The sequence below is a fragment of the Pseudomonas sp. ASL9 genome (assembly GCF_056680335.1).
Map to the genome: position 1 here is coordinate 1,774,584 of NZ_CM155277.1, position 13,222 is coordinate 1,787,805.

Below are 13,222 nucleotides of genomic sequence, written 5' to 3' on the forward strand. Positions count from 1 at the left end.
TCATCAGGCCATGAAAACGAGCCAGTCGTCTTCACACACCTGCCTGGGCGCCTTGCCGGCTAACTGAGCTTAGCAGCACAAATCAGTGATGATGGCCGCCTTCGCCATGCACGTGACCATGAGCAACTTCTTCCTGGCTGGCATCACGGATTTCGACGATCTTTACGTCGAAATGCAAGCGCTGACCGGCCAGAGGGTGGTTACCGTCTACGGTCACATCATCACCATCCAGATCACGGACAGTCACGATCTGCATTTGGCCGTCCGGGGCGGAAGCGTGAAACTGCATGCCCACTTCCAGTTCGTCGACACCTTCGAACATGCTGCGGCTCAGGGTGCTGACCAATTCGGCCAGGTATTCGCCATAGGCGTCTTCCGGCTCGATGGACACTTTCAGTTCGTCACCGACGTTCTTGCCATCCAAAGCCTTCTCCAGGCCCGGAATGATGTTACCTGCACCTTGCAGGTAAACCAGCGGCGCGCCGCCGGCGGAACTGTCGATGACCTCACCAGCGTCGTTGGTCAGGGTATAGTCAATGGAGACTGCCTTGTTGGCGGCGATCGGCATGGGGCGAGACCTTTTGCTTAAGATTGAAGAACGTTCAAGTCTAACCAAGCAATCGCCCGAAAGCGAACGTAACTCTGACGGACGGCCCAGATTGCAAAACCCGACACTCCTTGAGTTTCGTCAGGACGAGGATGGGCACTGGATTGCCGTGCTTTCCTGCGGCCACACTCAGCATCTGCGCCATCAACCGCCATGGCAATCGAGGCCCTGGGTGCTTGATCCAGCGCAGCGGCAACAACGAATTGGTAAAAGCTTTAGCTGCGGCTGGTGTGCGCAGCGCCCGGATAGCGATAGTCTTATGCCCCACTGAGGCGCCGCGATCGATAGCGCGCCTGTAATTTACAAAAAGAGTCAGTGACGTAAACCGGTATTTTGGCTGGCTGATCCGAGCCGCCCTTGCACTGCTCAATTGAGAAGCCCGCATGCAAACTTTTTTTATCGCCCCCACTGACTTCGGTGTGGGTCTGACTTCTATCAGCCTGGGCCTGGTGCGCACGCTTGAACGCGCAGGGCTCAAGGTCGGCTTTTTCAAACCCATTGCCCAACCTCATCCGGGGGATCTGGGGCCAGAGCGCTCCACCGAGCTGGTCGCACGCACCCACGGCCTCAAGCCCCCTAAACCATTAGCCCTGGCCCACGTCGAACGGATGCTCGGCGACGGTCATCTGGATGAGCTGCTGGAAGAAATCATCAATTTGTATCAACAAGCGGCGGTGGGCAAAGACGTGCTGATCGTCGAAGGCATGGTCCCCACCCGCCATGCCAGCTACGCCGCACGGGTCAATCTGCATTTGGCGAAAAGCCTGGACGCAGAAGTGATTCTGGTTTCAGCACCGGAAAATGAAGTGCTGACCGAACTGTCCGGTCGGGTCGAATTGCAGGCGCAGCTGTTCGGCGGCCCAAAAGACCCGAAAGTCCTCGGCGTGATTTTGAACAAAGTGCGCACAGATGAAACCATGGAAGCCTTTGCTGCACGTCTCAAGGAACACTCGCCCCTGCTGCGCAGTGGCGAGTTTCGCCTGCTGGGCTGCATCCCGTTCCAGGCGGACCTGAACGCGCCACGCACCCGCGATGTGGCTGATCTGCTCGGCGCGCAGGTGTTGAACGCTGGTGATTATGAACAACGGCGCATGTCCAAAGTCATCCTCTGCGCACGCACCGTACTCAACACCGTGTCGCTGCTCAAACCAGGGGTACTGGTGGTGACGCCTGGCGATCGCGACGACATCATCCTCGCCGTCAGCCTTGCCGCCATGAACGGCGTGCCACTGGCGGGCCTGTTGCTGACCAGCGACATGGTGCCTGATCCTCGGATCATGGAGCTGTGCCGTGGCGCGCTACAAGCAGGCTTGCCCGTGCTGTCCGTGAGTACCGGCTCGTATGACACGGCGAATCAGTTGAACCAGTTGAACAAAGAGATCCCTATCGATGACCGCGAACGCGCGGAAATCATTACCGATTTTGTCGCTGGGCACCTGGACGCGAAATGGCTGCACCAGCGTTGCGGCACGCCTCGGGAAATGCGCCTGTCCCCGGCGGTTTTTCGCTATCAATTGATCCAGCGCGCACAGGCCGCCAACAAGCGCATCGTCCTACCGGAAGGCAGTGAACCGCTGACCATCCAGGCGGCGGCCATCTGTCAGGCCCGCGGCATCGCCCGTTGCGTGCTACTGGCCAAGCCTGAAGAAGTCTATGCCGTGGCCCAGGCCCAGGGCATTGAACTGCCCGCAGGGCTGGAGATTCTCGACCCGGACCTGATCCGTGAACGCTATGTCGCGCCCATGGTCGAGCTGCGCAAAAGCAAGAGCCTTAATGCACCGATGGCCGAACAGCAATTGGAAGACACCGTGGTGATCGGCACCATGATGCTGGCGCTTGATGAAGTCGACGGGCTGGTTTCCGGCGTCATTCACTCAACCGCCAATACCATCCGCCCGGCCCTGCAACTGATCAAGACCGCGCCAGGCTGCACGCTGGTGTCGTCGGTGTTTTTCATGTTGTTTCCAGAACAGGTACTGGTCTACGGCGACTGCATCATGAACCCGCACCCAAGCGCCAGCGAGCTGGCTGAAATCGCCCTGCAAAGCGCCGATTCGGCGGTGGCTTTCGGCATTACACCCAGGGTGGCGATGATCAGTTACTCCAGCGGCGATTCGGCCAGCGGCGAAGAAGTGGAAAAAGTCCGTGAGGCAACGCAACTGGCGCATCGGGCCCAAAGCGATCTTTTGATCGACGGCCCGCTGCAGTACGACGCCGCCGCGAACGAAACCGTTGCTCATCAACTGGCGCCCAACAGCCCGGTCGCCGGACGCGCCACGGTGTTTGTGTTCCCGGACCTCAACACCGGCAACACCACCTATAAAGCCGTGCAGCGCAGCGCTGATTGCGTCAGCCTCGGCCCAATGCTGCAAGGTTTGCGCAAACCGGTGAACGATCTGCCGCGTGGGGCCCAGGTCGACGACATCGTCTTCACCATCGCCCTCACAGCGATCCAGGCAGCCAACCTTTCCTGACCCCAATGACAGCCGCCGGGAAACCCGGCGGAACCTGAACTATTTTGGAGCCTCGCCTCGCATGGACTTTTTGCCTGCCCCGCTTCGCGGCGTCATTGCCTCGCTGCTATTGGCGCTTAACACCATCGTTTGCTGCACACCGTTGTTCGTCGTCGCCATCTTCAAGCTGTGCCTGCCCTTCCCGTCTGCCCAGCGTTTAACCGACTGGCTGATGAGCCACATTCATGAGGCCTGGATCAGCAACAACAGAACCTGGATGAAGCTGATGGGCAACACGCGCTGGCACCTGAGCGGGCTTGAAGGGCTGGACTATCAGCACTCGTACCTGATCACCAGCAACCATCAAAGCTGGGTCGACATCATGGTCCTGCAATACGTGCTCAACCGGCGCATTCGTCCGCTGAAGTTTTTTCTTAAACAGGAATTGATCTGGGTGCCGGTTATCGGCCTGGCTTGGTGGGCGTTGGGCTTCCCGTTCATGAAGCGCTACTCCAAGGCCTACCTGGCCAAGCATCCGGAGAAGAAGGGCAAAGACCTGGAGACAACGCAGCGCACGTGCGACAAATTCCGCCATAACCCGGTGGGTATATTCAACTTCGTCGAAGGCACGCGGTTTAACGAGAGCAAGCACGCCGAGCAGAATTCGCCCTTTCGCCACCTGCTGAAACCCAAAGCGGGCGGCATCGCGTTTGTACTCGATGCCATGGGCGACCAACTGAAATCCATCGTCAATGTGACCATTCACTACCCTGACGGGCGCCCAGGTTACTGGGACCTGCTGTGCGGTAATGTCGGGGAAGTGGTCGCGCATTTCGAAGAAATAAAAATTCCGCCGCAGTTCATCGGCAGCAACTATGACCAGGACGCTGAATACCGCCTGGAATTCCAGCAGTGGATCAACCGACTGTGGGAAGACAAGGATTTACTGCTGGATCGCCTGCACCGGGAATACCCACAGAAGCGTTGAGCACAAACTAACTGTAGGAGTGAATTCATTCGCGATAGCGGCAAGTCAGACACACATGATGTCGGACCTAATGACCCCTTCGCGAATGAATTCGTGCTTATCAAACAACCTATAACTAATTGAAAAATAAATAAAATCTTAAGACAAGCGCTGATCCCTGTAGGAGCTGCCGAAGGCTGCGATCGACCGGAAACCGGTCGCTTTCTTGAGACCGCTGAAGGTCGTGCCGACCTTATCGCAGCCTTCGGCAGCTCCTACAGATCTAGCCGCAGATATAAAAAATACTGACTTACTGCGGTGGCTGCTGGTATTGCTGACCCGGAATGGGCTTCAGGTTGACTTCAACCCGACGGTTCTGCGCCCGGCCATTTACGTCGGCGTTGCTGGCAATCGGCTGGTCAGGACCTGCGCCAAGTACGGCAAGATGGGAAGGATCGACACCCTGCGAGGTCATGTAAGTAGCGACGCTTTGCGCGCGTTGCTGCGACAAGTCCATGTTGTGCTGACGGCTACCGGTGCTGTCGGTGTAGCCCACGATTTCAATCATGTTCTGGTTGAATTGCTTCAACGAGCCCGCCAGGTTGTTCAACGGCGCATAGAAGCTGCTGGCGATAGCCGAAGAGTCGGTGCCAAAGGTGATATTGCCCGGCATGATCAGCTTGATCTGATCACCCTGACGCTGCACCTCCACCCCTGTATTGGCCATGCTCTTGCGCAATGCGGCCTCTTGCTTGTCGGCGTAATAACCGTAACCGGCAGCACCGGCACCAACGACTGCTGCACCAATCAGCGCACCCTTGCCACGGTTACCGTGATCGATCGCTGCACCCGCCACGGCACCCGCCAGTGCACCCAAGCCACCATACTTGGCGGTCTTGCTGATACCACCCGAATTATCAGCCTGTCCTTGATTGTCATAAGGATTAGGTGACGCGCACCCGGACAACAAGGCAACCGTTGTAGCGGCAAGAATCAAACGACGCGAGGTGAACATTAAGAAACTCCTGTTTTACTTTCTATGGCCGCTTTCGATGACGCAACGAACGTCAGGCGCGGGCCTTGCCGCGATTGGAACCTCATTTTAGAAAAAAATTCCTTAACCCCGGCTGAACACATTCACGCCCGAACGTAAGGGTTCTCCCGCATCTCATCACCCAATCGCGTATCCGGGCCATGGCCGGTGACCACCGTCGCCTCTTCGTCCAGGCAGTACAACCGTTGTTTGATAGAACGAACGATGGTTGCCTGATCGCCACCCCATAAATCCGTGCGTCCAATCCCTCGCTTGAATAATGTGTCGCCAGCAATCAACAACTTGGCGTCGGCAAACCAGAAGCTCATCGAACCCGGTGTATGCCCAGGCGTGTGCAACGCCACGCCGCAGCCACACGCCAATGCCTCATCATCGGCCAACCAACGATCCGGCGGTGGTACCGGCGCATAAGGCACACCGAACATCTGGCACTGCATCTCCAGATTGTCCCAGAGGAACTTGTCCTCCCGATGCAAATGCAACGTCGCCCCGGTCTTCTCTTTCAACAAGCCAGACGCCAGAAAGTGATCCAGATGCGCATGGGTATGAATAATGCTCACCACCCGCAACCCCAATGCCTCCAACCTCGCAAGAATCAACTCATGATCGCCACCGGGATCGACAACGATTGCTTGCTTGGTGATGGGATCGCCGATTATTGTGCAGTTGCACTGCAAAGGACCGACGGGGAAGGTTTCGCGGATGAGCGTGGTCTTTACGGCTTGCATGGGGTCTCCCGGAAGATGGATGGGCGTAGTTTGAATTGTAGAGGCCATGCCGTCGAGCGGCGCCCCCTATACACCGAGCGCCTCACCTACAAACCCGAGGTTTACGCCTCTTTTACCCTGGCAGTCAGCACGGAACTCGACTGAGGCAGACGTCAGCAGGTAGCTCACTGATTTCTGCCACGAAAAACCTGACCCGTGCAGTCATTAGAATTGACGCATCGAGCACAGCGCTCATAACAGGTTGATTTTAATCGTATAAATCAGACCTTAAAAGTTGAAACAAGACCACGGTTTAGCTTTACGCGCTTTTCACGAGCAGGCAGGTTATAATGGCACTATGCAATCATCGCGAGTAGATCCCGCCCTCAAGCGCGCTCGAAAAGGTGACGCCCTGTTGACGCGTCATCTACTGCATCAAACGTCGTGACGGGTTTTGTTTTCGCGGTAACAGAAATAGAACCGGCTTACTTGCAAGGAAGCTTGGCCGTACAGGGAATCTGGCGATGCTGAAAAAAATCCCCACCTCTGAAATTGCTCTGGGCATGTACATACATAAGCTCTGTGGTTCGTGGGTCGCACATCCTTTTTGGAAAGGCAGCTTTGAACTAAAAGATGCTTTGGATATTGTACGAATCCAACAGTCGGGCATTACAGAAGTGTGGGTGGAGACCAGTAAAGGCTATTCTCCGGTTACGGATGATAAACCCCAGCAAGTTGAAGCCCCCCTCCTTCCGACACTTCCGATACTTCCCGTCATACAGCCCCCACCCGCCAGCACCCTCAAGGCCAGCCTGGATGAAGAGCTGTACCAGGCCCGAAAAATCTGTGTGCGAGCCAAAGCAGCCGTTACCACTATGTTCAGTGACGCAAGACTGGGGCTGGCTATAAAACTGGATGATGGCGCTTTTTTAGTGGATGAAATAACCCATTCCATACTTCGACACCCGCATGCACTTATCAGTCTTGCGCGCTTGAAAACGTCTGACGATTACACTTATATGCACTCTGTGGCCGTGTGTGTATTGATGATTGCTCTAGCCCGACAACTGCAGATGACCGAGGAGCAAGTCCGTGAAGCAGGGATGGCTGGTCTTATGCACGATGTCGGCAAGATGATGATCTCAAGCGCCATCCTCGATAAAGCTGGAAAGCTGACGCCCGAGGAGTTCAAGCTCGTCCAGAGCCACCCTGAAGAGGGGCTTAAAATTCTGGAAAAGAGCGAGGGCGTCAGTATTAACGTGCTTGATGTATGTTTGCATCATCACGAAAAAGTCAACGGCACAGGTTACCCGCATGGCCTCTCCGGGGACCACATCAGTGTGTTTGCCCGAATGGGCGCGGTGTGCGATGTGTATGACGCTGTTACGTCTGAGCGCCCGTATAAAAAGGGCTGGGGACCTGCACACTCCATTCGCGAAATGGCCTCCTGGAAAGGGCATTTCGATGAAATGATTTTCCAGAGCTTTGTTAAAACCATCGGCATTTACCCAACCGGCGCTTTGGTCAGCCTGCAAAGCGGTCGCATGGGCGTAGTCATTGAGCAGAACGAACACTCCCTCCTGACACCCAAAGTTAAAGTGTTCCTGTCAACACGCAGCAAGATGACAATCCCCCATAAGATCATTGACCTTGCATGCCTCGAGGAACCAGACAAAATTGTGCAAATTGAGTCGGCTGAGGACTGGGGCATTACCAACACCGAAGAACTCTGGTCAGGCCTCTCATTAGCCAAAGGCAACCTGTTCGATTGACATCCAAAAGGCTAATAGGTCCCGATGCGTTCCGGCAGGTCAGAGACATTTGGGCGCGTGTACAGACGAGCGATTGTCGAATAGTGAAGCAAGAAAACCGTCCCGCCCACCAACGCGCAGATCCACCACAGTGCCGGTCCACCATAGGCCCCGTATAACCAGGCGCCCACGCTGGGACCATAAAGCGAATGCCCTAGCCAGCCTGCACTGAATACCCCCAGGTACTTACCGCGCTGACGATGCTGAGAACGCTCTAATACCGCCAACGTCCACGCGGGAGTCAACAGCAGTTCCGCCGCCGTGATCGTCAACATGGTCACGATGGCCCAGCCTATATGGCTGCCCACGTTGAGAAACAAAAAAGCACAACTGAGCAGACCCACGCCAAGCCGCGAGGCCATCACCACCCCGTGTCGCTCAATCCAGCGCGTTACCGGCATTTGCAGCAAGACCACCAGCAATGCATTCATGGAAAAAAGATAAGCCATCCACTCTGGCCCGGCCTCAGCGTGCTCGCGCAAAAAAATGCCAAACGTGCCGTACATTTGATCAAACACACCGAGCGCCAACAGTTGCCCCACGATGAACACAAGAAATAACCGATCGTTCCAGGGTGAGCCTTTTAATGCCAACACCTCTCGCTGAAGATCGTTAGTCGCCACCTCAACATGCAATCGAACTCGGCCTGCATGTTTCAATGCGTAGCCCAGTAGACACACGCTGCCGAGCATATTCAGCGCGCCCTGGAAAAGGAATACGTAGCCATACCCCAGCATGACCAGCGTACCCGCCATGACGCCCGCCAAGGCAACACCCAGGTTGAACACAACCCGATGCAAACCCTGCACACGAATCTGCAAATGCTTCGGGCTGGCGTCCATGACCAGCCGCAAATTGGCCGGGCGGAACGCGCCATCGAAAAGCCCCACCAAAGGTACTACAAAAAACAGCAACACCAAGGGTAAATGCAGCGCGAGCGCAGCAGCAAAAAGGCCACTGAACAGCAACGAAATACCCGACACCCACTGGCAATCAATGTATTCAGATAACACACCGCCTGAGTAAGCACCGACGATGCACCCGGCGCCATAGGCCGCCATGAGTAAAGCAATCACAGTGAAGTCAAACGCATAAGCTTCGTAAAAAAACAAAGGCATAAAGAGCTTGACGATACCGCCGGCGCTATTGCACGGGGTCGCCAATAGCTGGAGTTGCACCACTCGTGGTAAGGCTCGAAGCATTTTTCTTCAACTGATTAATTAACGCCTGCGCAGTGACAACATTCCAACGCGCTGGGCCGCCCTCACCCCAACAACCCCAGCTCCTGCGCCCGTGCCACCGCCTGCGTTCGCCGCTCTACCCCCAATTTGCTATTGATGTGGCTGGCGTGGGTTTTTACGGTGTGCAGGGAGATGAACAACTGCTCGCTGATTTCCTGATTGGAGCAGCCTTGAGCGATGAGTTGGAGCACGGCGCGCTCACGAGCGCTGAGCCGTTCTGCGCAGTACAGCGACTCAGAGGGTTCACGCGGAGTAACCAGGATCGGTAACCGTTCCAGTAGCGAGTCGCGGACAGCGCCCGGTGTGCTTTGCAGCAGTTGTTCTCGTAACCAGTCGGGATGCCCGTGCACCAGCCAGTGGAAAGGTAAAAGTGCGCCACCGGTGGCCGCTTGCAGGCTGCGGGTGAGCAGTGTTCGCGCCTGTGCTTCGCAGGCAGTGCCCAACAGCGGCAGGATTTGCTGGGTCAGTGCCGCAACGTACACAGCGTGGGCACCGACATTTTGTGCCTGTTTTTCAAGGCCGAGCAGGCGTTGCCCGGACGCGGGCAACAGCCCCTGAATGCGTTCGAGCACCGCCCGCAGCAATTCGATGTGCTGCGGCAATTGCGGATGACACTCTGGTGCGGCAGCGGCGTGATCACCGCCATAGGTTTGCGCCAGACGTACCAGCCAGGCTTCTGCCAGGTCAATGCGGCCCTGCAACAACCACAGCTCGCATTTGACCAGTGTGATCATGGCCAAGTAATAGATGGGGGGCACGTCCCAGATATGCATCAAGCGCTCGGCCTCACCCAGCTCAGCAAAGGCCTCGGCAAAACGGCCGTCGCGCCCCTCCAGCCCGGCAATCACACAATGGCCGATCAATACGCTGATATCACGACACGCCCGCGCTTCAGCCAACCCAGCTACCAGTCGCGCACGTCCTGCTTCAGGCTGCATGCGCATTGTCAGCAGATAGCCTTCATACAACGTCAGCCGCGCACGAATGGCGTAGAGCCGTTGAGCGGACAAACCCTTGAGCCGCTCCAGCCCTTGGTGGACTTCGTCCAGTGCACGCAATACCTCGCCACGCGCCTGCAACACCCGCGCCCGGTCGTAATGAGCAAGCGCTTCAAACAACGGATTAGCGACCCGCTGCGCCAGTTCAAGGGCCTCGCGATTGAGTGCCCGTGCGCGCCACGGGTCCCCCTCGGCAATGGCCAGGTTGGCCAACGTCGACAGGCACGTCAGCCGTTGACCATAACGTTTATGCGGCAAGCTGAGCAGCGCTTCATTGCAATAGAGTTGGGCCTTGGCACTGTCACCACGCCCCCGAGCGATAATCCCGCTGAGCGCGAGCCATTGCGCGAGCATGGATTTTTGCGCGGTCGCCGAAGGCGCAGGAAGAAAGCGACTGAGGTGACTGGCCAGATCTTCAGCGGCATCCAGCTGGCAAGCCAGACCCAGCGCCCAGCTATAGAGCACGATCAAACGCGGCGTGCTGATCAACAGGCTGTCGGGCAAGTCCATTTTCCAGCGCAGCAGCATGCCCACATTTTGCTCTGCCAGCAGTTGCTCCTCGGACAGGTTCTGCACCAGATTGGCGGCGACATCCAGATGCCCGGCACGCAACGCTTGTTCGACGGCTTCGTCGAGCAGGCCCTGATCGCTGAACCAACGACAGGCATTCAAATGCAACCGGGGTTGCTGTAGCCCTGCTTCGGCACCTGGCCGGGTTCGCAACAAGTCAGAAAATAAATGGTGGTAACGAAACCAGCGACCCTGCTCATCGAGCGGCACCAGGAATACCTGATGTGCTTGCAGGTAACGCAACATTTCGGCGCTGTCATGCGTCTCGCGGGCGGCGTCGCACAGCTCACTGCAAAATCGCTCCAGGCAGGCAGTGTCGTACAAAAACGCCTGAACATCGGCCGGTAGAAAGTCGATCACTTCTTCGAGCAGGTAATCGCGAATCAGCCCTTCCCCGCCATGCAGCGCTTGAGGCAACGCATTGTCTTTGCCTGTTTCAGACGCTGCCAACAGCCAGAAGCGCAACCCCGCAACCCAACCTTCACTGCGTTGAATCAGGCTTTGCAGCGCCTCATCGTCCAGCGAACTGCAGGGCTGATCGAGCACCGCGACCGATTCGGCATGCGTCAGACGCAAATCCTGCTCATTGAGTTCAAGCAATTGGCGCGACAGTCGCAGCCGTGCCAGATGCCAGTTCGGACGCTGGCGGCTGGTGACCATCACGATCAGCCCGGCGGGTAGGTGGTTAAGGAAAAATTGCAGGCAGCGATCCAGCACCGGGCCCTGCGCGAGGTGGTAATCGTCCAGCACCAACAGCAAGGGCTTGCTCAGTGTCAGGTGTGTGGTCAGCTCATCGAGCAGGCCATCAAGCCATTCTTCGAATGCAAAAGGTTGATGGCGTTGGCGCATCTTCAACAAACCCAGCGCCTGGGTACCCAACAGCGGGAAAAATTGTTGCAGCCCCGCGAGCAGACGCTCAAGAAATCGCCCCGGATCACTGTCCCGATGGCTCAGTCCCAACCATAGGCTTTGCCAGTGATCTGGCAGGCTCTGGCAAAACTCTATCGCCAGCGAACTCTTGCCAAAACCTGCCGGTGCGCAGACCAACAACAATCGCCCCGCCAGGCCTGCACTCAAACGCTCACACAAACGGGAGCGCAGTACATAATCTTCGGGCAACGGTGGTCGAAAAAAACGGCCCTCCAACGCAGCAACCGCGTGGCTGGAAAACCCTTGCAGACGGGACAAATCAGTCATGGCCGGCTCTTATTAAAGTGCTGTTATCGGCATTGCAGATGTCCGCAGACTAGCGTGTAAGTCGGCCCTGTTGTAGGTCTTTGCCGAAGATTCGGAAAAGGATTACAAAAACGTCAAAAGCAGCCAGTGAACACAGGACCTGAATAGAAAACGCCCCGAGCCAGTCGGGGCGTTTCAGTATATTTCCAGCTACGACACGTTACCGCACGCCCGACTGACGAAGAGCCGAAGGAGAGAAGTCGCTGACGCTCGCCTCGAATTTGAAGTTATAGGCTGACTTCTCTTCGTTCTTCATGCCGAGCGCCAGGTAACGGCCCGATTGCAGATCGTAGAGCGTTTCCAGGGTGTACCACGGCACTTGCACGTTGTAGTAGTTCTGGGAGTGAGCCTCGGCCACACGCCACAGTTGACCACGCCCGTCATAGTGATCGATCACCGCCGCCTGCCAGGTGTCTTCGTCGATGAAGAAGTCACGTTTGGCATAGATGTGGCGCTGGCCTTCTTTCAAGGTTGCGGTCACGTGCCAGACACGACGCAGTTCATAGCGCGCCAGGTCCTGGTTGATATGGCCTGCTTTGATAATGTCGGCGTATTTAAGCGTTGGGTCATCGAGTTTATAGCTGTCAGAGGCGATGTACATTTCCTGCTTGCCGATCAGCTTCCAGTCGTAACGATCAGGCGCGCCGTTGTACATGTCCAGGTTGTCCGAGGTGCGCAAGCCATCTGCTGCGGTACCCGGGCCGTCATAGGACACTTGTGGCGCACGACGCACGCGACGTTGCCCGGCGTTGTAAACCCAGGCCATGCGCGGCTCTTTTACCTGGTCGAGGGTTTCGTGCACCAGCAACACACCGCCAGCCAGGCGCGCAGGCGCGGTCACTTCCTGTTTGAAGTAGAAAAGGATGTTGCTGGTATCTCCGGTTTTTTCATCGTCGTCACCCGACTTGGCTTTCTCGTCGTCTGCGCCCGACTTTTTCACGTTATCGCGAAAGACAAACTGGTCTTTGAAATAAACCAGGTTGTATGAACCGTTGGCCTGCGGTGTGGCCTGGGTCACCAGACGTTGGACACTGCCACCGCGATACCGGGTGATGTGGTTCCAGATGACCTCGGCGCCGTTTTGCGGGATCGGGAATGGAATCGCCGTCTTGAAGTTCTCCAGGCCGTTACCACCGGCGACCAGTTTGGTCTTGGTCGCGTTGCCTTTGATCGCTGCGAACACATCATCAGGCACAGTCGCGCCGCGATGGGACGGGAATACCTTCATTTTGAAGGTGTCCGGATAGCGCTTGAACATCGCTATCTGCCCCGGTGACAGTGTGGCCTTGTACTGATCGACGTTTTGCGCGGTGATCACGAACAGCGGTTGTTCCTGGGCATACGGGTCAGCAAGGAAACCCTTGCTGTCCACTGCGCCAGCATTCTTTGGCAGCGGGCTCCAGGCCGGAATCGTCCCAGCGGCGTTTCCGGCCTTTTCGGCACCCATCGGCGTCAGGGTTGTACCCAGTTTGGCGGCGTCGGATTCCGACACTGCAGCCATCACCCCGGTCGCCAGCAATGACAGACCCAGTACACCGACTTGTAGCAGACCCTTTGTTATTTTCATGTTCATAGTCG

The 13,222-nt window shown here is 56.7% G+C and carries 10 protein-coding genes; 4 read left to right on the forward strand and 6 right to left on the reverse strand.

Going from position 1 to position 13,222, the window contains the following annotated elements:
* Nucleotides 1–82 precede the first annotated feature (82 nt).
* Complete coding sequence (locus tag AC1ME2_RS08355) at nucleotides 83–568, reverse strand: FKBP-type peptidyl-prolyl cis-trans isomerase (RefSeq protein WP_480440371.1); 486 nt, start codon at nucleotides 566–568, stop codon at nucleotides 83–85.
* On the opposite strand from AC1ME2_RS08355, the gene AC1ME2_RS08360 reads away from it, so the two are divergent.
* From AC1ME2_RS08360 to AC1ME2_RS08370, 3 genes are all read left to right on the forward strand, one after another.
* Nucleotides 537–878 (forward strand): DUF3565 domain-containing protein, encoded by a 342-nt coding sequence (locus AC1ME2_RS08360; RefSeq protein WP_480440372.1) that lies wholly within the window; start codon nucleotides 537–539, stop codon nucleotides 876–878. The two genes, AC1ME2_RS08355 and AC1ME2_RS08360, sit on opposite strands and share 32 nt — an antisense overlap.
* Nucleotides 879–990: 112 nt before the next feature.
* Nucleotides 991–3,081, forward strand: a complete 2,091-nt coding sequence (gene pta / locus AC1ME2_RS08365) for a phosphate acetyltransferase (RefSeq protein ID WP_480440374.1) — start codon at nucleotides 991–993, stop codon at nucleotides 3,079–3,081.
* A 61-nt stretch (nucleotides 3,082–3,142) separates the two neighbouring features.
* Entirely contained in the window at nucleotides 3,143–4,048 is a 906-nt protein-coding gene (locus tag AC1ME2_RS08370; RefSeq protein ID WP_480440375.1) for an acyltransferase, read from the forward strand.
* Between the two features lie 289 nt (nucleotides 4,049–4,337).
* Here AC1ME2_RS08370 and AC1ME2_RS08375 read toward each other — a convergent pair whose 3' ends face one another.
* Both AC1ME2_RS08375 and AC1ME2_RS08380 read right to left on the reverse strand, forming a co-directional pair.
* Entirely contained in the window at nucleotides 4,338–5,042 is a 705-nt protein-coding gene (locus AC1ME2_RS08375; protein ID WP_480440376.1) for a YiaD family glycine zipper/OmpA-like lipoprotein, read from the reverse strand.
* Nucleotides 5,043–5,164: 122 nt separating this feature from the next.
* On the reverse strand, nucleotides 5,165–5,809 hold the full coding sequence (locus AC1ME2_RS08380) for an MBL fold metallo-hydrolase (protein WP_480440377.1): 645 nt from the start codon (nucleotides 5,807–5,809) through the stop codon (nucleotides 5,165–5,167).
* A gap of 503 nt (nucleotides 5,810–6,312) precedes the next feature.
* On the opposite strand from AC1ME2_RS08380, the gene AC1ME2_RS08385 reads away from it, so the two are divergent.
* Nucleotides 6,313–7,560 (forward strand): cyclic di-GMP phosphodiesterase, encoded by a 1,248-nt coding sequence (locus AC1ME2_RS08385; RefSeq protein WP_480440378.1) that lies wholly within the window; start codon nucleotides 6,313–6,315, stop codon nucleotides 7,558–7,560.
* Between the two features lie 11 nt (nucleotides 7,561–7,571).
* Here the strand turns inward: AC1ME2_RS08385 and AC1ME2_RS08390 are convergent, their stop codons facing one another.
* The 3 genes from AC1ME2_RS08390 to AC1ME2_RS08400 form a co-directional block, all read right to left on the reverse strand.
* Nucleotides 7,572–8,801: an MFS transporter gene (locus tag AC1ME2_RS08390; RefSeq protein WP_480440380.1), complete on the reverse strand. Its 1,230-nt coding sequence runs from the start codon at nucleotides 8,799–8,801 to the stop codon at nucleotides 7,572–7,574.
* A gap of 62 nt (nucleotides 8,802–8,863) precedes the next feature.
* Nucleotides 8,864–11,605: a winged helix-turn-helix domain-containing protein gene (locus AC1ME2_RS08395; protein ID WP_480440382.1), complete on the reverse strand. Its 2,742-nt coding sequence runs from the start codon at nucleotides 11,603–11,605 to the stop codon at nucleotides 8,864–8,866.
* 199 nt (nucleotides 11,606–11,804) lie between these two features.
* Nucleotides 11,805–13,211, reverse strand: coding sequence for a DUF1329 domain-containing protein (locus tag AC1ME2_RS08400; protein ID WP_480440383.1), 1,407 nt, complete (start codon nucleotides 13,209–13,211; stop codon nucleotides 11,805–11,807).
* Between the last annotated feature and the right edge of the window lie 11 nt (nucleotides 13,212–13,222).

Coding starts and splice junctions, on each gene's coding strand:
- AC1ME2_RS08355 (WP_480440371.1), bottom strand. CDS start 568: ATGCCGATCGCCGCCAACAAGGCAGTCTCCATTGACTATACCCTGACC.
- AC1ME2_RS08360 (WP_480440372.1), top strand. CDS start 537: ATGGAGACTGCCTTGTTGGCGGCGATCGGCATGGGGCGAGACCTTTTG.
- AC1ME2_RS08380 (WP_480440377.1), bottom strand. CDS start 5,809: ATGCAAGCCGTAAAGACCACGCTCATCCGCGAAACCTTCCCCGTCGGT.
- AC1ME2_RS08375 (WP_480440376.1), bottom strand. CDS start 5,042: ATGTTCACCTCGCGTCGTTTGATTCTTGCCGCTACAACGGTTGCCTTG.
- pta (WP_480440374.1), top strand. CDS start 991: ATGCAAACTTTTTTTATCGCCCCCACTGACTTCGGTGTGGGTCTGACT.
- AC1ME2_RS08400 (WP_480440383.1), bottom strand. CDS start 13,211: ATGAAAATAACAAAGGGTCTGCTACAAGTCGGTGTACTGGGTCTGTCA.
- AC1ME2_RS08385 (WP_480440378.1), top strand. CDS start 6,313: ATGCTGAAAAAAATCCCCACCTCTGAAATTGCTCTGGGCATGTACATA.
- AC1ME2_RS08390 (WP_480440380.1), bottom strand. CDS start 8,801: ATGCTTCGAGCCTTACCACGAGTGGTGCAACTCCAGCTATTGGCGACC.
- AC1ME2_RS08395 (WP_480440382.1), bottom strand. CDS start 11,605: ATGACTGATTTGTCCCGTCTGCAAGGGTTTTCCAGCCACGCGGTTGCT.
- AC1ME2_RS08370 (WP_480440375.1), top strand. CDS start 3,143: ATGGACTTTTTGCCTGCCCCGCTTCGCGGCGTCATTGCCTCGCTGCTA.